We start from the raw sequence: 25,794 nt of genomic DNA on the forward strand, positions 1-25,794 counted from the left end.
CTCCTAAGCCGCCAGATCGCCGAAGCAAACGTATTTGAGTTCCATATACTCCTGGACACCGTGTCGCGATCCTTCGCGGCCGAGCCCGGATTGCTTCCAGCCTCCGAATGGAATTGGCGGGCCGGTGAAGGACGCTGTATTGACGCCAACCATGCCGAATTCGATCTTCTCAGAGACCCGCAGCGCTCGACGCAAGCCGTCGGTGTAGACGTACGCGGCTAGTCCCATTTCGGTGGCATTGGCCCGGGCTATGACCTCTTCCTCGGATTCGAACGGAAGCACTGCCGCGACCGGCCCAAACGTTTCTTCTCTCACAATCAGCATATCGTCAGTGACATCGCTGAGCAGCGTTGGAAGAACAAAGTTTTGACCCAGGCCCTGGTCGTGCTTTGAAGAAATGACCCGCGCTCCCTGCGCTGCCGCATCGTCAATGTGCGCCCTGCACTTGTCGGCGACTGTTCGCTTTGTCATGGGCCCGATATCGGTCGCAGCTGCCAATCCGTGACCAACTTTGAGCTTAGCGAGCTGCGCAGCAAACGCCTCGACGAAGGCGCCATGAATATTCCTCTGCACGTAGATACGGTTGGCCGCCAAGCAGTCCTGTCCCGAGGTCGCAAACTTTGCGGCCATCGCCCCGCTCACAGCCTTATCAAGATCGACATCGTCGAAGACGATGAAGGGAGCATGCCCTCCGAGTTCGAGCGACACCTTCTTGACCGTATGGGCGCAGCCCTCCAGAAGCAGTCGACCGACCTCGGTAGAGCCGGTAAACGAGAGAGCCCGCACCCTCGCATCGCGCAAGAGCGGCGCCGAAAGCTCTATGGGATTTCCTACCAGAACCTGGAACACGCCACGCGGGAGCCCAGCCTCTTCAGCCAAGCGCGCCAAGGCCAGAGCGGACAGCGGCGTCTCGGGCGCGGGCTTCACAATGATCGGGCAACCGGCGGCAAGAGCAGCGCCCGCCTTCCGCGTAATCATCGCAACTGGAAAATTCCAAGGAGTAATCGCCGCTGCCACACCGATCGGCTGCATTTTTACCTGAAGCAGACTTCTTGCCTTGTGACTGGGGATCGACTCCCCATAGGCGCGCTCGGCCTCGGCTGAAAACCATTGAAGAAACCCAGCGCCATACGCAATCTCGTCGCGCGCCTCAGCCAGCGGTTTACCCTGCTCGCTTGTCACCAGGATGGCCAGCTCTTCCGAATGCGCAAGCATCAATGAAGCCCAGGTCTTCAGGATTGCCCCACGCCTCTCCGGCAACAACTCTCGCCATTCAGCAAAAGAGCGCTCAGCCGCAGCGATCGCCAGATCCATATCTGCGGCGCGACAACGAGCGACAACGGCGACCTCTTCGCCCGTCGCAGGATCGACGACGATATCCCGGTGATCGCCCGCAACCCAACGGCCGTCGATCAACGCGGCCCCCGCGACAAAGTCGCGGCGGCGCAGCTCCTTCAGGTACCCCTTAGCAAGACCAACCAGGTTCGGATTGTGGTCCCGAGCGAGATGTAAGCCCATTTGACAGCCCCCGGGACCCTTTGTTGAAATTCCGCGAGCAATCAGGATACTAATATCGCAGTGGGGTTTACGTCCCTTTCTACCGTCGCATGGACGGTTTCCTGCAGGACCTTGCAGGTTTGCAGCGGAATTCACCCGGAGCCCAATTATGCAATACGACCGAACAGACGCCCGTATCCTGGAGATTGTGCAAAAGAACAATCGCCTGACTTCCGAGGTGATCGGCGAACTTGCTGGCCTCTCCGCTACTGCTTGTCAACGGCGATTGAAGCGTCTCCGCTCGGAAGGCATCATCGAGGCTGATGTCTCGATTGTTTCTGCGAAGGCAGTGGGACGACCTATCCAGATGCTTGTGCTCGTAAGCCTGGAGCGCGAGCGTGCAGACATCATAGATAGGTTCAAGAAGGCTATCAAAACGTCCGCTGAAGTCGTCAACGGATTTTATGTCACCGGCGATGCTGATTTCGTTTTATACATCACCGCGCGGACCATGGAGGACTATGAGGTGTTTACGCGACGCTTCTTCTACGAGAACCCTGACATCAAGGGCTTCAAGACAATGGTCGTCATGGATCGCGTCAAAGCTGCCTTTGCGCTTCCGATCGAGCTTCCGCACCAAGATTGATACGCCCTCGCGTCCCGGGCTCCTGCTTTTTTGCGCTGTTTTCCGTCGCTTATCGAGCTACAACGCGAAAAATCCGCACATTCGTCCGTGTAATTTCCCGCAATGCTATTTCCATTGGCGGTAGATACTGCCCAATCGGCGTCAACAAAATCAAGCCACGGAAAGTGCGCCAGCCAGAGTGCAACTCCGCACCGAGATGCTTGGTAAACTGAGTGCCCCATCTATTCTGATGAAACTGTGGCGCACGAGAACCGCGCCTTGAAACATTCGCGGGGAGGCCGGCTGAGACACTACCAATTTTCTTCTGGCCGCACCACATGTCGATATCATGTTTACCAGTCTTAATAGCCCGACCAACTTCGAAGTTGACGCGACGAGCGAGCATAGTGCACCCTTCTTAGGTACGGCGAACTCGCTTCAGAGGCGGGATATCACGGCGCCCCATCTGCGGAACAGCGCCGCTGTGACAATCAAGTCAACAACTCCACGCGCGGAGGGCTTGGCGGCCACCGCGCTAAAGCCGGCGTTTTCCGCGCCTGATGCCCAGTACAATCCCCCGGGGACCCCGTCGGAGTTCATCGAACCTCGCGAGACTTTCGCGCGTAAGCTGCAGATATCAAACCAGGCGAAAGCGCCTGCCGGCGCCCATCTTGCCGAACCGCTGCTGATTTTCTCCAGATTCAACCGATCGCAAGCGAACCGGCAGTCGATATGATTCATTCGTCGAACCGACGGACACCAAACGTCGGCAGTATTACTGTGCCGCTACGCTATATTGCCTTCCGGCGCATCTGGCTGGCCAGTCTGCTGTCGAACTTCGGCATCCTGATCCAGGGCGTCGGTGCGGCCTGGGCTATGACAGAGATGACCTCGTCAGCCGATAAAGTCGCGCTGGTGCAGACCGCACTGATGCTCCCGATCATGTTGATCTCGATGCCCGCCGGCGCCATCGCCGACATGTATGACCGCCGAAGCGTGATGCTGGTTGCGCTCTCGATCGCGCTCAGCGGTGCAACGGCGCTGACTTCAATCGAGTGGTCCGGCCTTGCCACCCCAGATTTGTTGCTGGTGTTTTGCCTTGTCGTCGGCAGTGGCATGGCATTGATGGGCCCTGCTTGGCAATCCTCTGTTGGCGCGCAGGTCCCGGTCGACACGCTCCCGGCAGCTGTTGCGCTGAACGGCATCAGCTACAACATTGCGCGCAGCTTCGGGCCCGCGATCGGCGGCATTGTCGTAGCGGCGGCAGGCGCGATGGCAGCCTTTGCAGCCAACGTACTCCTCTATCTACCACTAATCCTGGCTTTGTTGCTCTGGAAGCCTGTGACGGAGCCGTCGCGGCTGCCGCGCGAACATTTCCGTCGCGCCATTGTCTCGGGCGTGCGTTACATCTTCAATTCCCCTTCGATCAAGATTGTCGTAATCCGCTCGATGGCAACCGGCATCATCGGCAGCGCGATGCACGCACTGATGCCGCTGGTCGCCCGCGACCAGTTGCACGGTGGCGCGCAAACCTACGGCATCATGCTGGGCGCATTCGGGTTTGGCGCCGTCGTAGGAGGTCTCAACATCGGGAAAATGCGTGAGCGGATGAGCGGCGAAGCTGCGGTCCGCGCCTGCACTCTGGCGATGAGCGGCGCGATCGCGGCCGTCGCGCTCAGTCGAAGTCCAATATTGACAATGGCTGCTCTGGTTCTAGCGGGCGCCGTATCGACGATTATATGGACTTTGTTTAATATTGGCGTGCAGCTCTCCGCTCCGCGTTGGGTCGCAGGGCGCGCCCTTGCGGCATGGCAGGCTGCGTTCTCTGGGGGCATTGCAGTTGGCAGTTGGGGCTGGGGCCGCCTTACCGATATCATCGGTGTCGATACCACCCTGCTCGTATCTGCCGCGCTGATGCTATTCTTGCTGCTACTTGGGTGTCGGATTCCTATGCCGCGCATCACTGAGCGCGACGAGGGCGCCGAGATGCTTGACGATCCCAAAGTGCGCCTCCCGCTCACCTACCGCAGTGGCCCGCTGGTGGTTGAGCTCGAATATCGCGTGAGCTCGAAAAACGCCCGGGCGTTTCACAAGATGATGCTGGATGTCCAGTTGTACCGGCAACGCAACGGCGCCTATGGTTGGTCAATTGCGCGTGACATCGCCGATCCCGAGCTGTGGACCGAGCGCTATCACTGCCCGACGTGGCTCGATTATTTGCGCCAACGCAACCGCTGGACGCAGGCGGAGCGCGCGCTAGAGGAGCAAGCCATGGCTTTCCACATCGACCCTGAGCCCGTGCGCGTCCGTCGCATGCTTGAGCGACCCTTCGGATCTGTGCGCAAGGGAGATGTGTCCGAGCACGCCACTAGCGAGCTCTAGACTGCGTGTTGCACGAGCGCGGAGAGCGCAAGGTCAGTCGTCCAGCACGGTGCAACCCAGTCGACAATTCACGGAGGGAGCACCGTCTCGACCACAGTTGCCCAATAGCCTATACCATAAGGCAAGGCGTCGTCATTGAAGTCATATGCCGGATGATGCAAGCTAGCTGTCGATCCATTCCCGAGAAAAATGACAGCGCCCGGCCTCGCTTCAAGCATGTAGGCGAAGTCTTCCGATCCCATCCGCGGGCTTATCTTCTCATCGACAGATGCCGGCCCGGCGAGATTACGTGCTGCCTTGATTGCCAGATCAGTTTCCTTCTGATGATTGACGGTGACCGGGGTCGATCTGCAGTACTTGAATTCGACATCTGCGCCAAATCCGCAGGCAATGCCTCGCGCAGCCGCCAGAATCTGTCTTTCGGCGAAGTCTCGCAAACCTGGCACAAGGGTTCTGACGCTGCCCGCCATTTCCACTTGATCCGGAATGACGTTGTAGGCCTGAGCCGCGTTGAATCTAGTGACGGAGATCACGAGCGCCTCCATTGGATTCGTGTTGCGAGAAACCAAGGTTTGCAGGCCGACAATGATCTGTGCGGCGATGACAACTGGATCGATGGTCTCATGTGGCTTTGCCGCGTGACCGCCCTTCCCCTTCACGATGAAGTCGAACTCGTCGAGGGCAGCCATGATCGGGCCATGGCAGATGCCGAAGCTACCAACTTTCATCCCAGGAACGTTGTGCAGACCGAACACCTTGGCTATTGAGAAACGATCCATGATGCCTGCCTGGACCATCCTTTGACCCCCCAATCCATCTTCTTCAGCAGGTTGAAAGATCAAGGCAACCGAGCCCTTGAAGTTTCGGGTCGTCGCGAGGTACTTTGCGGCCCCCAAAAGCATGGCCATGTGGCCGTCATGTCCACATGCGTGCATCTTGCCCGATGCTTTCGAAGACCAGTTCTTGTCGGACTGTTCAAGGATCGGCAGCGCATCCATGTCCGCCCGCAGCCCGATCGTAGGTCCGGCTCCGCATTTGCCGTGAATCAATGCGACGATGCCCGTTTCAGCTATCCCCGTTTCGATATGATCAATACCAAAGGAAGCCAGCTTCTCGGCCACAAATCTAGCCGTTTTGTGCAGTCGGTAATCGAGTTCGGGATTTTCATGGAGATAGCGGCGCCAAGCAGTTGCTTCGCTCTGCAGATATCGGAACGCTTCAACACTGCCCATGGCGCTTCCACAATTTACAACTATGCATGAAAGAGCTTGTGGTCCGTACGGCTGAGCAATTCCGCACCAGAACCTGTGACGACCACGTGCTCGCTGCAGCCAAACAGATACTTAGTTTCACCGAACAAAATAATAGGAAGATGCAAGGTCATACCGGCTTCTAGAATGTCGTCCGCGGTGGGCTCCAAACTCAGGTTACCGCGTTCCGTCCAATGGATACCGGTTTGGTACCCAGTCCGATGGCGAAAGACGCGCCGGCGCCCAGATCGCTCGACCACCTTGCGCACGGCGGCATCCACCACGCTTGCGCTTACCCCCGATTTAATCGCAGCAAGGGCGGATTCGAGAGCCTCAACCGAAAGCGCATGCAAAGATTCGGCCTCGGGGTGCCGACCAAGCACGGCGCTGCGAACCAGCCCTGCAGCGTACCCGTGCTTCGCGCCGCCGAGCTCTACCATGGCGGGTTCGTTGCTTCGGATTGCATGAGGCGTCGGAGCGCCGTGCGGCACCTTTGCCCGATCACCGAACACGAGAGTAACGGACCGCCAAAGTTCGCCGCCGGCTTTGCTGACCTCTCCTGCGATGCTCGCGTACACTTCCATCTCGGTCACGCCTTCGCGAACCAAGTTCTGAAACGCGCGCACGGCGATATCGGTCATCGCCATCGCTTGACGCATCACATCGAGCTCGAGCTCGCTTTTCACTGCCGCTACCGACGCGACCAGACGGGATGCGTCAGCGATCCTTATATCAGGACACTGTCCTCGCAGTGCACTCACATCAGCAGGCGTGAGGTTCCAGCAGTCGAGTTCGAGACCTACTCTCCGGTTCTGAAACCCATGCCGCCGAAGGACATCGCCACATACTTTGGCCACGTCGTGCTGGTGAGTATAAGGAACGATCTCTTCGACGCATCCCTCCGCACGTACAGCCTCAGCATCGTACTCTCTCGCAACAAAAATCGGCGCGTGTCCCGGTGCTAGGATCAGCGGGAATGGCGCGAAATACCCACCAAATCCATGATATCCAGTCAGATATCTTAGATGACCGTGCGCGGTAACCAGGATTGCATCCAGTTCGGCGCGCGCTACCGCTTCAAGTACCTTCTGCTGCCTGCGATCGTACTCCGACTTTGGGAATGGAACAGCTGTCCAAGGAATTCCCGAACCTATTGTCGCAACCATGAACATCTCCACCTGCTCGGCGATACCGCGCCTGCGCTCTCCTGTCGCACGCATGATTTTTGGTCGAGCTCATCGATCGGGCAGAGCTCGTCTCTGTGCCGCGAGGGTCCTAGCTCCACCTAGCAATGAAGCGTTCTGAGGCGGCGGTATCAACTGCCAAGTTTAGTAGTTCAGAACTACCACACTGCGCATTCGGTCAATGGCCAGCGCAACGCGCATCGCACTCGTCGCGCCATCTCGACCACTACGGTTTGGTTTGGCCGAGGCCACAAGAGATTACCATGCGAACTTGCATTCAAGCATGTCCGCGTCCAAAAAGCGCTTGAGGTGCAATCAAGCGGTTTGGTGCGTAAATTGAGTTGGCACCTCCGTTTCGGCAGTGATGGCCTTCGTGCTATCGTACGATGGCTAGGCACTAGAATTGACTCACTATCTTGGAACGCGATTGGGCAAATGCGAGCTAATCTCAACTCGGCCGCACTTCAGTACAAGGCTGTCGGCGCGACAGACTGAAGCTCTTCGTGGGTGATGAATCCACGGCGGCGCGCCATTTCCTCATCCTGGCAGCTTCGTATACGGTCGACTACCCCTCGAATATGATCCTGGTGCGTTGGGGCGCTCGGCTGTAATTGCCGTAGGCGCTAAGGTTCCCTCCGTGCAACGGCCGCACTATAGGCTGCGTGGGCTTCGCGACAAACCAAATGCGCTGAGTTTTAGGCCCGTCGTGCCGATCGCTGCTGTGATCAAGATGAGGCCTACCTAGCGCGGACCAGAGGGCCAAGTGAACCAGTCTTTGCGTTTCTTCACCGGCCAGAGGCGGGCTAGCGAGCAATATCGACGAACTGCGTGCCGCTCCCCGCCCAAGCCAGAGAATTTTGTTCGCACCCGTTGAGGCTCAGCGTCGCTCGCGTACCGAGCCCTCTTGAGCGGCGGAAGCTACCAGGGTCCCGTCTCGTTTGAAGATCAGGCCGCGGGCGAGGCCACGTCCGCTCTGCGCGCTCGGGGATTCCTTGGCGTAGAGCAGCCAGTCATCGGCACGGAACGGACGATGAAACCACATTGCGTGGTCGAGGCTTCCGGACAAGATGCGTCCGTCGAACAGAGTGCGGCCATAACGCGCCATCACGGCGTCCAACAGCGATAAATCTGAGGCATAGGCCAGCGCGCACATGTGCAGCGCCGGATCATCGGGTAGCTTCGTCGCGGCCTTCATCCACATATGGAGCCGGCCATCGTCGATCTTCTGGCCAACGTAGCGGCCGATCTCGACCGGACGCAGTTCAACCGGACGACCGGGTTCATAGTAGCGGCGAACAATTTCGGGCAAGTCGGGATATTCTGGCTTCTTAGACAACTCCTCCGCGGAGAAATGCTCCGGCCCCGGAACGTCCGGCATCCCATCCTGGTGGTCGAAGGCGCCTTCCTCCTCCTTGTGAAACGACACCATGATTGAGACAATTGCGCTACCGTGCTGGGTCGTCGTGACGCGCCGCGTCGAATAACTCTTGCCGTCGCGCAGGCGCTCGACCTGATAGATCAAGGGTGCCTGCGGGTCGCCGGTCTGGATGAAATAACAGTGCAGCGAATGCGGCAGCCGGTCTTTAACTGTGCGACATGCGGCAAGCATCGCCTGTCCGATGACTTGGCCGCCGAACACGCGTTCCGTGCTGACGTTCGGACTATCGCCGCGAAATAGGTCGTTTCCAATCGATTCAAGGTCGAGAATGGTTGCAAGATCGATCCGGCTTTTGGTCATTCAAGAGCTCTCAATTTGTTCCGTGCCATCGCTCGAGTGGTACGATCATGAACCAAAACGTTTTAAGCGCCCGAGATAGCCGCCCGGAACACGATAGCGGCGCTCTTCGAGCCCATTCATTGAACAGTCTCTGCCCCTAGCGGCCCAACACTACAAGCAACTTCATTTGCGCCTTGCGTTACACTGCGAACGCCAAGGCGCCATGACAATCTTTCACCACCCAAGCAATCGGCATGCCGCCCACACTTTCACCTGACTCTATGTGAAGAAACACCCATCACTGCGTCTTGTCACGTTGACGATAGCGACACTGTGGCGTTCGATCCTGGACACCCGTCATGAACCAGACAGTTGTAATACGAAGGCCGAGGGCGAAGCGACGAAGTGACACCTTGTTCCGACCTTTCGGGGACGTGCTAGACCTTGACCATTTAATAGCTTTAAAACGGTCAACAGGTCTTACTTATGCATGCGCGCGTTTTTGAGTCTCGAGACGGATCAGTCAACTGGTGACCACACAGCAAATACTTGAGAGGAGCACGTCGGCTGTGTGCTGGCGCTCGCTACCTCGCCCTTTCGGATCGGCTTGGGCGCCAACTCCACGTGCCGGATACCTTGGCGTCGCGATGCTGCATCCCAACAAAATTGGTTGTCGTAAGCAGCTTCGGCTGGAGGACAGTGATAAGAGCGACACAAAGCATCATCGCCGGCCTGCTGTGTGCGGCCATTCCGCCGACTCACGATGATTCGAATACGAAGGCGGTATTACAAGCGGAGCAGGATGCACAGGCTGCCGCTCTTCCAATACAGGACGGCACGCCGATTGCTAGGTCACGTTGAACACTCCAACACGAGCCTAGTTACCATCCCAGGAATTCAGATGACACTTGCTCGATCGATGCTGACATACGCGACGGCGGGTCTTGATTCATTGGCGCCTCAGATATGGCAGTTCTTTCCGAGGCTTCACGTGCATCACGAAAACCAATATCATCACCGAATTACAAGAAGTTTCGGCTATTATGACGGCTAACGAGGCGGCATGATCTCTAACGGGCTGGAATGCACGGTCGTGCATCGTGGAATCGCCGACATCCATCTAGTCAAGTCGAACTGTATCAACTATGGCGTCCTCAGCAATGCCCCTGCCCTGTCACACTGTCTGAAGATGCGTGCGTTGATCGTTGAAACCGGCAGCATGCGTATCAGTCAATGGATAACCTCAAGACACCTCTTCGCAGGTGACATCTTCATTCCCACGCGATGGCGGCAATATGACGCTGAGATCACAGGTGACGCAACTTTCTTCATCATTAATTTTTTAGATGGGTGCGACGCGAAACAGGCCCTGAGCGCGACTATGACTTTTGCGGAATGCTATATTCCGAGGACTTTCTTTGCGGCACCCGCCATCCCCCATCTGACGCGCCAGTCATACGCGCAAAATCTGCCCGAGGCCCATCAAAAGGGGCCATTCTAATGCTTGCTAGTCTCCTGCGGCAGTCAATTGAAGTCGTCCAGCCTAGAGAGCGTGTAGCGCTAACAGCTGAAAACCGAATGCTTCAAATCATTGAGTTTATGTGCTGCAATGTGAACAAGGAGGGTCTTCGCCCGAAAAATGCGGCAAGAGAAATTTACCTGCTCTACGCGCACGATCCATAAAACTTGCGCTGACAGCGGTGCGACATTCGGCAAACTGCTTCTTGAGATCCGTCTGTCCCTCGCGGCTCGTCGATTGTCTCTCGGTGGGGAACGCATTTCCGAGATCGCATGCTCTTGTGGATTTGCAAGCTTGCCCCACTTCTCTCGACAGTTCAAAGCGCGCTTTGGCGTCGCCCCAAGTGTCTAAAGTGAATCTCCAAGAGAGAGCGCGCCGGGCACCTAGGTAGTCCCTTTCGGCCTCCATCAGATTGTCCAGTTCAACAGGATAACTCCGTATAGGCCTTGCAGGCGACGTCGCCCTGTTCCCTGAAAGCGTCCAAACGCGCCCGATCAACCGAAACGTCGCCTTGAAGGCAGCAGTTGAAGCGCTCCTTGCTCCTCAGTTTGATTGAACTAATCCCACCCGACCGATTTATGCAGACCGTTTTGCAATGGACTTTTCATGCAGGTCGCCGGAAGCGACAAGGTGCGCTAGCAGCCGAATGGACGCAAGGAACGGTCCGGGAGGCGCTCAGCGGAGCTCCGTTTGTCCGTTCCTAACGACGGTGACCTGGCGCTCTCGCACGTAAGCTTCGAATGAAATCGAATTGCCATCCTTCCAAAGATTGACCGTAATAATCTCACCCGGGAATACCGGAGCGGAAAAGCGGGCCCGATGACGAAGGAAGGCAGAGGGGTCGTAGTCGGCATAGCTCTGCAAGACGGCCCTGCAGGTCAGCCCATAGGTGCACATTCCATGGAGAATGGGCTTGGGAAAACCGGCTCGACGCGCAAATTCCGGATCACTATGCAACGGATTTCGATCACCGGAGAGACGATAGATCAGGGCTTGATCAGGCCGGATCGGGATATCGACTGATCTGTCTGGTGCTCGTCGGGGCACCTGGTGCGGTTCGGGCATTCCCTCTGATTGCCCGCCAAATCCGCCGTCGCCCCTCGCCACGGTCGACGAAAGGATCGTGACGATCTTGTCTCCGCCACCATCTGTGACCACCACCTCGTTCTGAATTATCGCGCCTTTCTCCTTGCCCTTATCATAGACGCCGCTCACACGTGCGTCTGCCGTAACATTGGCCGCGACGGGCATTGGCCTATGAAACGTGATGTCGCGTTCGCCGTCGACAATCATGACGCGATTGAGGTCGATGACCCCGGGCCGCGCCCCCCAAGCGCAGACGGAAGCAAACGTCGGGACCACTTTCAAGGGCTTGGCAGTTGCAAAAGCCTCGTTGACAAACTGTAGCTCCTTCTCATTCAGGGGATCCGAGCCCATGCCCACGCCGAGCGCATAGAGCATTACCTCGCGCTCAGTCCAGGAATAGTGAACTCCATCGGTCCTTAAGTACAACACAGCGGGATAGTCGATCGGCATCTGAGCCCTTTGGTATTACAGTTGGCACCAGGGTGTGTGTGCGGCCCTCGTATACGGCAGCGTCGGAGGTCCATTGGTATTCAGCTCCAATGCGATTCTCACTTTTGCCGAACGGTGACGCAACGATGGAGCTCCCATGGAAAGTGATCCGACACGCGCGCGAGAAACTGGTCTGTCGGCCCTGCGAAGTCATCCAAACCGCCGGGTGCCTCGTACCCGATCGGCATGCGCATGCCGGCCGCTGCCCTGTCCGTTCAACAAAGAAGGCCGGCTCCCGGAAGTGGCGGGCGCGCCGCCGCACTCCATCCGAGTTCGTACTTAGCATTGCGCGCGGTTAGATCTCATTGCTCGGGCAAATCGTCTAACCAGCAGGCGGCCTCGACGTCAGGCCGGAAAAAGATCTTTCCGAGCTTCTCGGGATCCTTGTTCTGATGGTATCGCATATACAGGCGGCCATCGTCTCCCAAGTCCAATATCTCGATCTTTCCCGTGCGATGAGACATGATATATTTGAATGTCTTCTCAATGCCACTGAGACGCTGGTTGATGCCGCGTACAATCTCTAGTCCGCGACGCAGTGTCACCTGGAAGTGCGACGCGCCCTTCACCGGCCTCGCTTGAAAGAGGTAGTAAGGGCGCACTCCGATTTCGTGGCATTTGGCGAATGTCGCTGCCAGTATCTCGGGATTGTCGTTGACTTTGGCGAGAAGCACGGATTGGTTTAGGAATTGCACGCCCTGCGCTCGCAAGGAGCGAACGTTGTGCGCAGCATCGGACGAGATCTCACCGACGTGATCGAAATGTGTCACGATTATTGGAGTCTTACCCGCTTTGTGGATCCGCTGGAATAACGCCGGTAGAGTGGAATCCTCAAACCGCTTTGGCGCATAGGCGACCATCTTTGTACCGAAACGGATCGAATCCAAATGATTGATTGGCAGCAGGTGATCAAGAATCTTGTTGAGTTTGGCGGTGCTGAGCACGAACGGGTCGCCTCCCGATAGTAGTACGTTCGTCATCTCAGGATGGCGTCCAATGTATCGCGCGACCTGATCGAAGTCCGGCGCGATTTCATCGGAAGCCTTGCCCACAATGCGTTTGCGAAAGCAATAACGGCAATATGAACCGCAGCGTTCCGTCACCAGCAACAAGCCGGTCTGGGCGTATTTGTGCTGGAGTCCCGGCACGACCGTGTTGTCGTGCTCGCCGCTCGTATCCAAGGTGCCGGGACTCTCGAACTCCTTGACGGAAGGCTCTACAATGTACTTAAGCTGATCGTAGTAACCGCTGTTGGCAATCTGTTCGCGATAGAACTTTGTGACATGATAAGGCGTGATGTTGTTGACTTGCAGTTCGCTCTCGCTAACGACGCGCGTTTCTTCGATGAACTTCAAGACTTGTGCTGCGCAATCCAGCGGATTAGCCTTAGTTTTCATTGCTGCATCTCATCTGTCCTGAGAGCTGCGTTCAATTCGGTACAACGAGCTCCTCGTTTACCCTACAGCATCAACAGTGGATCGATACCTACCTAGTGTGGTGAGGACTATAGGACTCCAGAGTTGAGAAAGCCGCGCTGGTTCTCACCCGGTGGCGGCGCGCCGAGGATAGCGGCCCGGTAGCAAAGTAAGCGGCCAGCCAGCTGCGGAGCGCGCAGCACGCGGAGCTAGCGACAAGCGCGCCCTACCGCCTTTGCTCCTCATACAAGCAGGCGACCGCCGCCTCCTCGTAAGCGAGGTAAGCGCAGTCCCCGACCGCGACGAAACGATCTTGGCAGCGCCTCATCTACGATCAGGAACCTGTGGGTGCCGGGATCCAGATTGAATAAGGTGTTTCAGTGGCGTGAATTCGGCGTTTAATTTTGAATTGCATTTTCGACCACCACCGGGCTCGAATCCACTCAACCGTTCTGGTTTCCAACTGCGGATCGTGTGACAACGACCGACTCGCAATTTACGCGCTCTCACACGGCAATAGCGCCGCCTGCATTCGTATCGACAAGAGGAGAAGGTAGATCACCGGCTGCGAGTAGACCGTCCTGGCGGATTAGCAACAGACCCGAAGGCGCGGCTCCGTCCGACAGTTGACGGCCCGGCACGCGGCAGCCACTTAGCCTTGAGCACGCCTGCGTGTTATGCAAAACCGATTTAGGCAGCCTGATCGGCCCGTGATTTTAGCTTTTTCACGGGCGGCAGGCCGCCGTCAACTGTAAGGCGGCCCATCCCACGATAATGAACGCCGGCCTTATTGACGGGATAGCAATCAGTCGCGCGATTATCCCAGATTACGACGTCGCCTGATTTCCAGTTCCAGCACACGGTGTTTTCCGGCGCAGTAAGATAGGATTGCAGAAGCTCGAACAGCTTTTGGCTGGGATACCGCTGCAGACCGACAAAGTTCTTCACGGAATGACTGAGCGAGAGCATGCGCTCGCCGGTCTCGGGATGAACGCGAACGACCGGCTGCGTCGTTTCGTAAATGGTTCCGGCGGCCACGTCGTTCATGCGTTTCTTATTGGCCTGCGTGGCGCCCGCCCTCACAGTGCAGTCAAATGCGGCCTCGTGCACAGCCCAGAGGTTGTCGGCAAACATCCGCAGCGGATCTGGAAGGTCAAGATATGCAGCCGCAGTGTTCGACCAAACAATGTCGCCGCCAAAAGGCGGAATTGCTGCGCCCCGCAGCACCGAGATTTTTGGACCGCCGGCCCTGAAGTCGTCGTCGATGCTGATCTTGTCGACATGACGGCAGGCGCGATCTGACGGCGCTTCCCGGATCGTCGAGCCGTCCTTTTCGTCAACCATTGCGGGATGAGGTATCAGCGAGCCGAGCCGGACGGCAAAGCGCCGCTGCTGGGCATCATCGAGATGTCCCTGATCACGGAAGAAGATGACCTTATGCTCGAGCAGCAGCCGGTTGATGGCTGCGATGACCTCGTCGGACAAATCGTCCGATAGTCTGATATTCTTGACTTCGGCGCCAAGCCGGACCGCATGCCTGACGATGTCTGCTCGTGGAATGACGTTGCCAACGGTCATCGCATTACTCATGACGGCGCCTCTCTCTGTGAATTTCTAAAATGCTCCGCGATTGATGGTGACGAGACTGGCGGCGGAAGCCAACGAAGCCATTGTGGTCACAAGGCGCCCCAATTGCCTTCGGCATGCTTCAGTCGCCGCACAGTGAGCCAAGCCTGACATTCTCCGATACAGTCCACCATCATCTTACGATGTGACTCCGAACCGATGCGGATACATCCCAGTATCGCTTCCGGTCCAATGAAGAGCACTCGGGGATAACACCGCCATATCGATTTGCGGCATGATCAACAGCCGGACGCTGACATCGCAAATCATAGAGGCAATCCATGTCCAGTCCATGAAACGAAACCAGCTTTCTTTCCGATCTTGAGCAACGTTCGCTTCGTTGCCGAACTAAGCCTTGGAAGATCTTTGGAATGACGATTGGGTACGCCAACTCAAGATCTACATGGCCTCATCCGGACGATAATGAACGAATGGAACTATTGGCGGTCTGCACTTAAGACGATGAGATAGTGCAAATTCTATCTATAGCTGCATGTCATATATAACGCGACTTTCGCGTGCGTGCAAGCGTTTGTTCGCCTCCTCGAATTATTCAATACGCGCACGTTTCATCAGCTTGTCATGTCGGGACCAATCTCCGATTCCGTTGGTCCGCAGAACGACGCGAAATTCAAACGCTGCAACTCCCATTTCAGTTTAACAACTGACTCAATCCCTCGAATTGCGAGATCCGCGCCCGTTAGCCGCGGCTATCGATCTGGGGAGTGACTCGCGTCTTTTGCTTTATCGGGAGCGCGGACGAGGCGCAGCTTGTTGGCTTCCTGGCGGATTGCACCTGAAACTGCGCAGACCAAGCAGGAATGCCTTGCGCCAACAGATAGGGAGTGGAGCGCGTGACCTGCCACTGAATGTTCATCCAGCGGCAGTTAGAGTCTCGGAGTTTTGTACGCCTTTGCGGCGCGGGGGACGCAACGGGCGATCGGCGGAGCTGGTCGGAGTTGCGCAGCCGAGCGGCCGTTGCGGTGAGAGTGGCGGCGTAGGCCGCGGGTGTGAGGTGGTGCAGCGAGGAATGAGGACGCTCGCCATTGTAGTGGGCGACCCATGCGGCAAGTTTGGTCCTGGCGTCGTCGAGATAGAAGAACAGCGCCTCGTGCAGGAGCTCATCGCGCATCCGGTCGTTAAAATTCTCGGCGAAGCCGTTCTGCATCGGTTCGCCCGGTACGATGAAGTGCCAGCCGATGCCGGTTTCCTTGCACCAGGCCAGCTTGGCGCTACACGTGAGTTCGGTGCCGTTGTCGCAGACAAGCCGGGTTTGCCGCGCCGCGCGACAATCGTCAGTTCCCACGCCAAACGCCGGCCCGAGATCGATGTGCCAGGAATGGCGCCCAGGCATTCCTTGTGACATCGTCGACTATCTTGACGATGCGGAAGCGCCGTCCATTGGCGAACTGGTCGTGGACGAAGTCCAGCGACCAGCGCGCATTCGGCTTCGCTTCCACCAGGATCCTGGCCCGGCACCCCATCGCCTTGCGGCGAGCTCTCCGTTTGCGGACCGTAAGCCCTTCTTCCCGATAGATCCGGTGAATGCGGTTGATCCCTGATGGTTCGCCCTCCCGCCGCAGCAGGATGAACAGCCGACGGTAGCCAAACCGTCGGCGCTCGTGGGCGAGTTCGCGCAGCCGGGCACGAAGCTCCGTATCCGGAGGGCGGCGAGATCGGTAGCGGATCATCCTTCGACCCGCGTCGACGATCACGCAGGCCCGTCGCTCCGACAGTCCCACGGCCTTCAGGTGCGCCACAGCGGCGCGCTTGGCGGCGGGCCCTACCAGTATTTTTTGACAAAAGCTCGCGCAGTGCCGCCGCATCGAGCATCTGCTCGGCCAGCAGCTTCTTCAGCTTCGCGTTCTCTTCCTCGAGCGCTTCAGCCGCTTGGCTTCGGAGACTTCCATGCCGCCGAACTTGGCCTTCCAATTGTAGATCGTCGCCTCGGAGACCCGTGTTTGCGAGCCAGGCCTGCTGTCGTCGCTCCAGCCTCATGCTCCTTCAACACTGCGATAACCTGCTCTTCCGTGAACCTTGCCCGTCCATCCGTCCGTCCTTGTTCAGGCGGGGGGCTCTAACTCCATCTGGAGGAAATACTCAGGGGCAGATCACCCTGGATCAAACGATCGGCGAGTTCGACGTCAGGCGCGATGCTTCCAAATCAGGCGCGGGAGCACCTCCCGGGTTAGCAGAACGGAGAATGCTAGAGCGTTTTCGAGCGAAGTGGATACCGGTTCGCATGAGGAAAACGCGTCAAACAACAATCCAGAGCCCGTTCCGGCTCGATCGGAACGGAAAAGGCTCTAGTGCTCTACTCCAGGCGACCAAGGCTGCCGCCTCGCCTGACTGAACCGATTAGGAAAGCGTGGTGCGGCTCGCAACAACTGGCAATCGGACCAACGGCCGGCGCCGTCATCCGACCTGCGGAATGTCAGCCGGCAGCTTCCGTCCAGGGCACTGAGTGATACTTCCCCAATCCATTCGCGCGTGTAAGTCGACAGCGTATTCCCTACCGGTTTGTTCCTGCCGCCGCGTTGAGCGTTGAGCTCCAGACGACGGCTTCCTTACAGCGTCTTCAGATACTCAAGAAGTGCTCGCCGTTCGGTGTCGGTCAATTCCGGTCCGATGACCCCGGGCGGCAGCTTTGTGATGTCGGTTTCCTTGCCCTCAAATGAATGCCCGCGATTGCTATTCCCAAGCAGCGACACGTTGAAGTCCGTCAGGCCAGCCGCACAGGCGTCGCTCGATCGCGTTTTCGTAACAAGCCCAACATTGACTGGATCGAATTTGCGGCTGCCGACGCAGAACGAGGTCGGCCGCTGGCTCTGCGGCAATAGCATGTCCTTCAGCGTCGGCACGGACCCGTTGTGCAGGTACGGAGCCGTTGCCCAAACACCGTCCAACGGACGCGCCCGGTAATGAGGCTCGAGAGCAAGGACCTCTTCGTCCTGACCGTTACGGCTCACCCGCGCTCGAGCATATACGCGCGGGTTCTGGCAGTTTTTCCTCGGCCCCCACATCTGCTGCTTGGCTTTTTCGGACGAGTCGTTCGCGACGTTCCATTGATCGACGGTCTTGCCCACCACGTCCATCAGCGCGAGCACAAATAAGGGATCTGCCGCCCGATCGGCCGGAAGCCCGCAACCCCACGCCTTGTTCAGATCGTCGATCGGATTGAGACCGAGTGAGGCGGGCAAGTGAACACGCCGGCTCGTCAGGACGTTGGATTGCTGGCGATCAGTGCCGATCGCGTCAAGTGGCAGCTGAACGACATTGAAATAGTGGCGTCCGCCGATCTCCACCCAATTCTTCTCGTTCCTGGCAGCGCGATCCGGGTTCTCCGGCTTCCAGAACGAATCTTCCGGCCACTTTGCGTCGAACGCGGGATCATTGACCGGTCCTCGGTGGCATTCAAAGCAATGCGAGCGATAAAGATCGCGGCCTTTCTCGACGAGCTTTTCGTCAATGGCCCAGGCCGGGTCACCTCGGAATTTTTCCTGCGCGTCCTTCCATCGTGGCGCGACAAGCCCACTGAATTTTCTGCCGCTTGCCTCGCCTGACGAAAACGGATCGGCACCACGCAAAAGTTCCTCGAAACGCGCGATGTCGGACAGATGGATGGATGATTCAAAAAGCGGTCGTCCGGGCGCGGACGCCCTCATATTGATTTTCGCGCTGACGCCGAGCGCCTCGCCGGAATTGCGAACGAGTTCGTTGAGAACAGAGGCGTCATACTGCGCCCAAAGGAAGTACGGCGTGTCCCAGATTGGCGGGAAACTCACAGGAGCGTCGTTGCGCGCGAAGTTGCCCTTGAGGAGGGGATCGGGCAGTTCTCCGGTCGCCGGGTCGAGAAAATTGATATAGAAGACCTGGTTGCCGATCCGGTTCAACGCGTCCAGTCGGCCGAAGCCCTCGTCGAGATTCGCGACCCCCTGCCCCGTCAGAAGGCTATCGCTTGCGGCCTTTTGCGTCTTGATCTTTTGGAGCGCGAGCTCCAGATCGCTTCGAAGCTTCTTGCGGTCAATGCTTCGACCTTCAATGCTTTCCAGCCGGCTGGCGAAGCGTTCGAACCGCCACGGCAGGATCAGCGTATAGCCGATCGATAGCCCAATGACCCGTTCAACCTCGCCGAGATTGACCATCGCCGGCCCACCGTCGTAGCGGATGCTGACATTCTTGTACTCGAGATGACCGGTATGACAGGCGGCGCAGGTTAGTCCGATCTGGTCTTCATACAAAGCCCCCGTCGTCGGGTCGACGCCACCCTTCAGGATCGCAAAACCTACAGGCAAGCCATTTGGATTGTCGGGCGTGCTTGGCGTCCAGGTGGAACTCGCGTCCTGCGAGGCGTCCTCGTGGTAGCCGTATGCCGCTGCTTTGCTGGCAAAGCCCTTTGAACTCGGACTTGGGATGAAACCAAGGCGACGCAGATACTCGTCGTCTGTCAAGCTCGTGTAATGGATGGACAACTCAGGACGTTCCAGAGCCAGGAACCATCGATATGGAACAGGAATGGTCGCCGTCCCCTGCGACGTATGGTGAAACCAGTAACGCTGCCGCGACGTCCAGTTCTGTGGCAACCAGTACGCGCTGTCGACCTTCGACGGCTCCGGCAGTGTCGCGGGCAGCAATTGAGCAACCAGATTTGCGTCATTTTTGATCTTAAGGGCCGCATCGCGAAGCTTTTCCGGCACGAAATACGCCATGCTTACCAAGGCCACCGCGACGAACAGAATCGCGAATAAGAGGCTGATGATGTGAGGCCACCGCCTCACCCGGCCGCCAACCCAAGAGGAAAACGAACGCGCGCCCATCACAAAACTCCTTGAATCTATCACAAATAACGCTTTCGGCCGCGCGAACGCGCTGGCCGACAATGGCGCTCACTACTTGTTCAGCAACTGGCTATTGATGAAGGCGACCACGTCAGCTGTCTCGGCTGCCGCGCGCCGCGTTATGGTGGCGGCCGCCGGGCCACCATGCAAGAACGACGGAAACCATCCGAAATTGCGAACATTCCAGTCTTCCTTTGGCAAGACCGCTCGGTTCACGCCAGGCACTGCGAAGTTCTGCACTTTCCTGGCGAGTGGCTGCGCCGTCTCGGTGTGACAGCTCACGCAATCCGTATTGAAGAAATGGCTCTTCTTGGGATCCGCAATGATATTGACGATCTCGCGTACGCGGCTATTGGGGACACTGGCATCGATAAAATCGGCTGTCGCAACACCCTTACGATTGGCATTAGGCAACGGAGGATTCTGCAGCGCCGCATGACGACACGTCACCGGATTTTGGTTGTTCGTGACAGGCCGCGGGACGACATGCGTTCCGCCGACGATGCTGAACATCTGCGCGGCATGCTGACCATCGAGCGTCGGACCAGGCACTGCTATCAACCCGGCCTGCGGAACCCTTAGCATCGAGACGAAAACCCAGGGTTCAGGCGGTGAAATGGCCATGACAGCCATGGTGTTGAGACGCTGCGGCGAGAGATGCTTTTCGAGCAAGGCCTTAACCGCATCACGAAACGGCTTGGCGGATGCACCTACAAGGCCGGGATGCACGTTCATGTCACCGGCGGTCGAGACTTTCACATTGCCAAACTTTCCCGCCGCAAGCTGATCACGCAAGGACGCAACGTCACGAACGATCGCCTTGAAGGCTTCGTCGTCAGGCTTGAATCGCGGGAATGGCGCGCAACCATCAAGAGGTGGATCGCCATCGAGGTTGAAGCTGAAGATAAGGTGACCGGCCGTGTCATGGACCTTGAATCCGTCGGGTCCATTGGTCACCGGCTGAATGATCAGGCGGATTTGCGGTTGCCGACCAAACTGGGCGATGACGTCCGCCGATAATCCCGGCGCTCCCGGGTCGATCCGGATGCCGGCAACAAACCAGGCATCGATCTTTTTCACGACATCAGGCAGCTGAATGTGACGCACGCCGGCATCCGGCACACCTGGACGTTCAGGATTTTCGGCATTTGCGATAAAACGTGCGAAATCCGCGTCGGACAACAGCCGTTGCGGAGTCCCCGTGGGACCGGCGAGATCGGCCACCGCGATCAGATTGACGAGGTCACCCGGCGATCTGGGTGCAGGAAACAGGATGGACACGTCGTTCGCCGAAAGCGGCTTTGACGGCGTCTCGGCCGGGGCCGTTCCTACCCCCGAAGCAACGGCGAACATCAGGCCCGCTGCGAACAGTTTTGCAAAAAATCGACGAAGCTTCGACTGGCGTATTTCACCTTTTGCCATCGTCGGCAAATCTCCTGTACGTCTCACGGCTCGAATGTCAGGTGTAGAGAACGTCGCCTTCAGCGTCCGGCTCTTACGCATCACGGAGCGCACCGGCGGATCAGGCTTCTCACTCACCGTAAAATTTGCTCTGCAACGTTTTGAGTTGAGTGGGATGCAACGCCTCTTCGATGCAGCCGAGGAACATCTGGCTTCTTGCGTTGACATGCTCTCTATCAGCCGGCGCATGCTCCATGTCCGTTTGCAACGAGCGCACCGCGCCCCAGTCCTTCGAAGGATCCTTGAGCAGCTCAAACAGCGTTCGGCTCTGATAGGGATGCAGCCGGAAGTGAGCGAACGCAACCTTGGCTGAAATCTTCGCATCCCGCAGTGCGTCGGGAAGCGTGAGAAGATCAAGCCCCGCCAGGTCTCCGACCTGCTGCATGTGGTTCTGCGCTTCCTGATATTGCTCCCGTCCGACCAGTTGATACATTCCTCGCGGACGAAATTGCCAACCATCATCCGTTCCGGGCTGGTCGCCGAATGCGTTGCCCTCGTAGCCGAGAACAAAGTTCGCCAGTTCCTTGGGATGGTTAAGCAATGCGTCCATGGCGACGGGCGGTTTGTTCGCGGCCGCCAGGTCGGCATTGTTCTTGGTGATTCGATCGCGCCATTTGCTCGGCAGTTGCGAGACCGCGCTATAAGAGAAATCCTCGCTGCTGCGGGTAAAATCGGCGCTGTCATAGGAGATTGACCCCAGGATGTAGGCCAGGATGCGCGGATCAGTCTCCTCGACGCGGTCCCATTCCTGCAACAAGGCTTTGACCCGCTCGGCCTGAAAATAGGCCATATAGCTCTTTCGATATGGCGGCATGGGTGGCGGAGCCGGCGAATGGTCCTTGATCGATTCCGCCAGCTTGTGCTCGTACACAGCAACCTTATCCTGGTATTTCTGATAGCCGTGCTCCTGCAACCACTTGCTCTCATAACAAGCAAGTAGCGGCTGCGGTTTGATCTTTGGAGTTGGCCGATACTCCTTGTCCAACTCGTCGGCGTAAGCAGCCTGGGCAAGCTTGGCATCCTTGAGCGTTTCAAAGGCGGACGCGACAGATCCGTTCAAAAGATGAAATAACTTCACTTGCAAGCAATCAGCGTTGCTCTGCTTCTCGCGCGATTGATCGAAATCATCCTTTGGCACACAATCCCAGAAGCGACCGCTGCTCAACGAGATGATGTCCTCGGTTTTCGAGGATAGCGTCCAGCCAAGCGGCAGGCTGTAAAATAGGCCAGTAATGTCCGTTCGGCCGAATGTCGGGAACCGTTGCACGCTGGGAGTTACATCGTTCTCGGACCGGCGATCGATAGTGGTCGCGTGATTGAGAGCAACGTAGGTTCGAGAGCTTCGCGTGCTCAAGAGCGCGCGCACCGGCTCCATGAGTTCACCGAACATGAAGGAACCGTGATCTCCGAACTGACCGCTGACCAGCGACAACAGATAGATCCGGAATTTTGGCGCGTCGGAGGTGCCCTTGATGCTATTGAGCCGCTCAATCAAATCGAGGGCGGTCTCGATTCCGGAATTCTCGACATATCCGCCGTCCACCAAGCGCGCCTGCGGATTGGCGGTAATGCAATCATTCTTCAAGGAGATCGTTGCTGCCGGCGTCACCCACGGGAACCGCGCGCTCGTAAATGCCGCTGTGCTCAGCGGAATACGCAGTGAGCGGCTCGTGACGGTTTGACCGCTCCCCATGCCGGCGCGATCAAGTGTCGCGAGAATACACAGGTCTTTGTCTTTCGAGTGTAGCGGATCGATATCGAAGGGAGAGATGACAACGCGTTTGCCGCTCCCGGCATCTGTCGTATTCAACAACAGCGCCGGCATATTGTTGGAAGGCGTCCAATGTGACTGAAAGTCGGCCTTTAGCAGATTGGATTGATCGCCGGTGCCCTTGTGGGTCTTGAGCATTCTGTCTGCAGCATTCTCCAGCGTGTACTCCAGAAAACGCGCGCGATCGAAACTTGGAATAGCGAGCGGAGAAAACAACTGGGTGAAATCGGTAAACAGAAAACCGGCAACCAACGGTGAGAGAAAATCCGTCTCCAGGGCGCTTGCAACTCGTTGTTCCACCGGTCCAGAAGCATCGATATCCTCGGCCCGGCCGACGCCGGCCAGAAAGTCTGCGATTTTCGGGCATGTCTTTGCGTCGGGAGCGACGGCGTCAAGTGGTGCATTGTCGGCATGAAGCGCAGCCGCGAAGATTGCCGAACCGACGCTTCCCCCCGACACGCCGCTTATCGCAAACAGATGCTGCCGAAATGCCGGACAGAGATCCTGCATCCTGGCAAGGAAGCGCGCCGCGTTGTTGGCTGCGTAGATGCCTCCGCCCTGGGCAGCCACAATGAATACGGGATATTCTCCGAGCCTGTTGGCCTCGGCCACCCGCGGCTTTTGCAGAAGCCACTCACGAAATGCTTCGACTGTAGAAATGCGCATCTGTTCCGGTTGGCCGGCTGCTCCGGCCACGGTGCGCAGCCCATGGTCGTCGCTTCCAAACAAGGAGGCAACGAGGAACAAGCCTCCAAAGACGACCGGTATAAATGGAAAATTCAACCTGATCGTCAGTAGTGCAAAGTGGATGGTGAGGCCGACCACGCAGATCGTAAAGAGAGCGATCACGCCAAACGATCCGACGAATTGTGCAAGCCTATCGGGAAACAAAACGAACGCCGCGGTCAAAAGGGCGATGAGCCCGACCGTGAGCGCGAGAAATCTGTAGCGGATGAAATCGGCGTTGTTCGCCCGGCTCGCGAGCTCGGTAGAGCGATCTCTTGATCCCATCCGCCACGCGAATGTGACGAAGCAGACGAGCAGGATCAACATGGCGAACGCGAGGATGAGCAGCATGTTCCGCTCGAAGGCGAGCGCCTGGTCCTGAATGCGGGAGATACTTCCGACTTCATCGCCCCCACCGATCTTTTCAGCCGGCCGCGAGGCGAGTTGACCTGCCGCCGCGGCGACGATCGGCAGCGCTCCGAGCACCACGGGCGCAAGTTTTATATAGAGGGCCAGCCGTCCGGTAGCGCGCGGGATATGAGGCAGGGTTGCAGTGGTAAGCTGAAAAGCGGCCGCCCAAATCGTTATCGCGATCACGCCAAGGGCGATAAACTCCCTGACGGTTACCCATCCAATATCGTCAGCGGCGATCCGGTAGAGCTCCTGAATCTGATCTGGCAAGTATAGCAATATTGAGATGGCTACCGAGAGAACAACGATCCACCGCAGGTTGCGCAACAAAGTAAAGAGCTGCTCGCGCACAGTCATCGCGTCATGTCCCCCATATGGTCTGCGGACATAGTCCTGAGCGAGTCAAATAGGCTTGAATTCCAGCAATGCGTACCAGCTCCAATCGACAGCATGGCGCCAAAGATTACAGACGGCCTGCAACGAATTGACCAAGCATGCGCTATCGGGCAGCGCGCCGAAAATTGACAACTTAACCTACAGTAGTGGAGCGATTTATCGATGTATTCTGTTGGACGGTCAAGAGATTTTCGAAGCGGATGTCCAAAACCGTGACGTCGATGTTTTGCACCTCCGATCAACCCACTCACGCATTTTTTCTTCACTCATTCGCTTACAACGCAAGAAACGCGCACCGCCGCCATGCTGCTTTATGTTGTTGTCGATCCTGATCGGAAGATCATCATCGATGGATGATTCCGAACGCTGAGAGGGAGAACTTCGATGCGTACGATCCGTTATTTAATCTGCTCCACAATACCGGTGGTTATCACAGTCCTCATTGCGACCACGTCTACTGTACGTGCCGAGGATTGCCGAACCAGCAATTCGCAGTTCTGTCAAAATATGAGGAATGCCGACGAAGTGTCTAGACGGCAACAAGCTGAACGTGATCGGCAGAATACGCAGCAGCGAGGCACAAGCCAGTATACTGGCCCGAATTGTTGGTCCTCGGGCGCAAGTGGCACCACAGCATGCGGCTATCAAAGATCGACAAGATAGCGCCCAGTTTGTTGGATCGGGACCACGTTAACGCCGTACGGTGAGCGCGCCATGAAATGCATCTGCTGATCTGGTGGTCGCGCTATCAGTGAGCAATGAATATTCGACGTTTTCGTCTGAACGGGTTCAGGCGCGCGCTTTGAGCCCCGCGTATGTTTCCGAGTAGGGACGGAAGACAATGCACGGACGCCGCGGAGTGGCGATACTGTTCTGGGTGGTGGCCGGGCTGCTCCAAATGCCCGTTGGGGCAAAAGCGCAAACAGAAGCTTCTTTCGAAATCGGTTGGACAAAATTGCCCACGCAAACCAAAATCGAAAATTTCCAACTCTACTGCAGAGACGCTCGGATCGTTGCGTACAGCAAGATTGATCTGAAGAATGTCAGATTTGAAACTGAAGCCCTCAATATAGTAAAATCTTGCGGCAGCGTATCAGCTGGAAAGATTGGATTGGTGAAAATTATTACCAATCCTTCTTCAATGGTTGGTGACTTCACATCTCACTTTTCCGATTGCGCGAAGGACACGATCGCTGCAAAGGCCGACGCGGTTGGCCTTTATACCCAAAACGAGCATGGAGATTGGCGACGCTGTGACCCTGGCGACGTCCTTAGGTAGCCTTGTGTCTTAGGTGAGACTGAAATGCTTGATGTTTGACGCACTAGCACCCTGTCGAAGCACTTTAGCGACAGGCAATCGATAGTCCCGGGAAACTCGTTGCTGGGCTGTCAGCTAAGTCT

At 57.3% G+C, this 25,794-nt stretch carries 15 protein-coding genes and 1 pseudogene; 5 read left to right on the forward strand and 11 right to left on the reverse strand.

Annotation, left to right across the window (positions count from 1 at the left end; translation table 11 throughout):
• Window positions 1-3 precede the first annotated feature (3 nt).
• A complete protein-coding gene (locus RX327_RS32495; RefSeq protein WP_410712211.1) occupies window positions 4-1,482 on the reverse strand; it encodes an NAD-dependent succinate-semialdehyde dehydrogenase in 1,479 nt (492 codons plus the stop codon).
• Window positions 1,483-1,666: 184 nt separating this feature from the next.
• Here RX327_RS32495 and RX327_RS32500 point away from each other — a divergent pair, with 184 nt between their 5' ends.
• Both RX327_RS32500 and RX327_RS32505 read left to right on the forward strand, forming a co-directional pair.
• Window positions 1,667-2,143, forward strand: a complete 477-nt coding sequence (locus RX327_RS32500) for an Lrp/AsnC family transcriptional regulator (protein ID WP_317248290.1) — start codon at window positions 1,667-1,669, stop codon at window positions 2,141-2,143.
• Between the two features lie 711 nt (window positions 2,144-2,854).
• Window positions 2,855-4,504, forward strand: coding sequence for an MFS transporter (locus RX327_RS32505; protein ID WP_317248291.1), 1,650 nt, complete (start codon window positions 2,855-2,857; stop codon window positions 4,502-4,504).
• A 68-nt stretch (window positions 4,505-4,572) separates the two neighbouring features.
• On the opposite strand, the gene RX327_RS32510 is transcribed toward RX327_RS32505, so the two are convergent.
• The 3 genes from RX327_RS32510 to RX327_RS32520 form a co-directional block, all read right to left on the reverse strand.
• Window positions 4,573-5,736, reverse strand: a complete 1,164-nt coding sequence (locus RX327_RS32510; protein ID WP_317248292.1) for a M20 aminoacylase family protein — start codon at window positions 5,734-5,736, stop codon at window positions 4,573-4,575.
• A 20-nt stretch (window positions 5,737-5,756) separates the two neighbouring features.
• Window positions 5,757-6,974, reverse strand: a complete 1,218-nt coding sequence (locus RX327_RS32515; protein WP_317248293.1) for a Xaa-Pro peptidase family protein — start codon at window positions 6,972-6,974, stop codon at window positions 5,757-5,759.
• An 841-nt stretch (window positions 6,975-7,815) separates the two neighbouring features.
• The gene (locus tag RX327_RS32520; RefSeq protein ID WP_317248294.1) at window positions 7,816-8,676 is read right to left on the reverse strand and encodes an acyl-CoA thioesterase II; all 861 of its coding nucleotides are present in this window, start codon (window positions 8,674-8,676) and stop codon (window positions 7,816-7,818) included.
• 1,042 nt (window positions 8,677-9,718) lie between these two features.
• Between RX327_RS32520 and RX327_RS32525 the strand changes: the two genes are divergently transcribed.
• Window positions 9,719-10,156, forward strand: coding sequence for a hypothetical protein (locus tag RX327_RS32525; RefSeq protein ID WP_317248295.1), 438 nt, complete (start codon window positions 9,719-9,721; stop codon window positions 10,154-10,156).
• A gap of 138 nt (window positions 10,157-10,294) precedes the next feature.
• Entirely contained in the window at window positions 10,295-10,525 is a 231-nt protein-coding gene (locus RX327_RS39380; protein WP_410712103.1) for a helix-turn-helix transcriptional regulator, read from the forward strand.
• Window positions 10,526-10,849: 324 nt separating this feature from the next.
• Here the strand turns inward: RX327_RS39380 and RX327_RS32530 are convergent, their stop codons facing one another.
• The 7 genes and pseudogenes from RX327_RS32530 to RX327_RS32560 form a co-directional block, all read right to left on the reverse strand.
• Window positions 10,850-11,710 (reverse strand): MaoC/PaaZ C-terminal domain-containing protein, encoded by an 861-nt coding sequence (locus RX327_RS32530; protein ID WP_317248296.1) that lies wholly within the window; start codon window positions 11,708-11,710, stop codon window positions 10,850-10,852.
• Between the two features lie 341 nt (window positions 11,711-12,051).
• Window positions 12,052-13,146, reverse strand: coding sequence for a KamA family radical SAM protein (locus tag RX327_RS32535; protein ID WP_317248297.1), 1,095 nt, complete (start codon window positions 13,144-13,146; stop codon window positions 12,052-12,054).
• A 708-nt stretch (window positions 13,147-13,854) separates the two neighbouring features.
• A complete protein-coding gene (locus tag RX327_RS32540) occupies window positions 13,855-14,754 on the reverse strand; it encodes a TauD/TfdA family dioxygenase (protein ID WP_317248298.1) in 900 nt (299 codons plus the stop codon).
• 909 nt (window positions 14,755-15,663) lie between these two features.
• Window positions 15,664-16,807 (reverse strand): annotated as a pseudogene (locus RX327_RS32545) (IS3 family transposase).
• Between the two features lie 550 nt (window positions 16,808-17,357).
• The gene (locus RX327_RS32550) at window positions 17,358-19,607 is read right to left on the reverse strand and encodes a di-heme-cytochrome C peroxidase (protein WP_317248299.1); all 2,250 of its coding nucleotides are present in this window, start codon (window positions 19,605-19,607) and stop codon (window positions 17,358-17,360) included.
• A 72-nt stretch (window positions 19,608-19,679) separates the two neighbouring features.
• Complete coding sequence (locus tag RX327_RS32555) at window positions 19,680-21,050, reverse strand: hypothetical protein (RefSeq protein ID WP_317248300.1); 1,371 nt, start codon at window positions 21,048-21,050, stop codon at window positions 19,680-19,682.
• 109 nt (window positions 21,051-21,159) lie between these two features.
• The gene (locus RX327_RS32560) at window positions 21,160-24,354 is read right to left on the reverse strand and encodes a hypothetical protein (protein WP_317248301.1); all 3,195 of its coding nucleotides are present in this window, start codon (window positions 24,352-24,354) and stop codon (window positions 21,160-21,162) included.
• A gap of 898 nt (window positions 24,355-25,252) precedes the next feature.
• On the opposite strand from RX327_RS32560, the gene RX327_RS32565 reads away from it, so the two are divergent.
• Complete coding sequence (locus tag RX327_RS32565) at window positions 25,253-25,672, forward strand: hypothetical protein (protein ID WP_317248302.1); 420 nt, start codon at window positions 25,253-25,255, stop codon at window positions 25,670-25,672.
• Window positions 25,673-25,794 lie beyond the last annotated feature (122 nt).

Source organism: Bradyrhizobium sp. BEA-2-5, from assembly GCF_032918025.1.
Classification (GTDB): Bacteria; Pseudomonadota; Alphaproteobacteria; order Rhizobiales; family Xanthobacteraceae; genus Bradyrhizobium; species Bradyrhizobium pachyrhizi.

What these genes read in the sequence shown, in the direction of transcription:
- RX327_RS32500 (WP_317248290.1), top strand. Translation starts at nt 1,667, where the DNA reads ATGCAATACGACCGAACAGACGCCCGTATCCTGGAGATTGTGCAAAAG.
- RX327_RS32505 (WP_317248291.1), top strand. Translation starts at nt 2,855, where the DNA reads ATGATTCATTCGTCGAACCGACGGACACCAAACGTCGGCAGTATTACT.
- RX327_RS32510 (WP_317248292.1), bottom strand. Translation starts at nt 5,736, where the DNA reads ATGGGCAGTGTTGAAGCGTTCCGATATCTGCAGAGCGAAGCAACTGCT.
- RX327_RS32515 (WP_317248293.1), bottom strand. Translation starts at nt 6,974, where the DNA reads ATGCGTGCGACAGGAGAGCGCAGGCGCGGTATCGCCGAGCAGGTGGAG.
- RX327_RS32520 (WP_317248294.1), bottom strand. Translation starts at nt 8,676, where the DNA reads ATGACCAAAAGCCGGATCGATCTTGCAACCATTCTCGACCTTGAATCG.
- RX327_RS32525 (WP_317248295.1), top strand. Translation starts at nt 9,719, where the DNA reads ATGATCTCTAACGGGCTGGAATGCACGGTCGTGCATCGTGGAATCGCC.
- RX327_RS39380 (WP_410712103.1), top strand. Translation starts at nt 10,295, where the DNA reads ATGCGGCAAGAGAAATTTACCTGCTCTACGCGCACGATCCATAAAACT.
- RX327_RS32530 (WP_317248296.1), bottom strand. Translation starts at nt 11,710, where the DNA reads ATGCCGATCGACTATCCCGCTGTGTTGTACTTAAGGACCGATGGAGTT.
- RX327_RS32535 (WP_317248297.1), bottom strand. Translation starts at nt 13,146, where the DNA reads ATGAAAACTAAGGCTAATCCGCTGGATTGCGCAGCACAAGTCTTGAAG.
- RX327_RS32540 (WP_317248298.1), bottom strand. Translation starts at nt 14,754, where the DNA reads ATGAGTAATGCGATGACCGTTGGCAACGTCATTCCACGAGCAGACATC.
- RX327_RS32550 (WP_317248299.1), bottom strand. Translation starts at nt 19,607, where the DNA reads ATGGGCGCGCGTTCGTTTTCCTCTTGGGTTGGCGGCCGGGTGAGGCGG.
- RX327_RS32555 (WP_317248300.1), bottom strand. Translation starts at nt 21,050, where the DNA reads ATGGCAAAAGGTGAAATACGCCAGTCGAAGCTTCGTCGATTTTTTGCA.
- RX327_RS32560 (WP_317248301.1), bottom strand. Translation starts at nt 24,354, where the DNA reads ATGACTGTGCGCGAGCAGCTCTTTACTTTGTTGCGCAACCTGCGGTGG.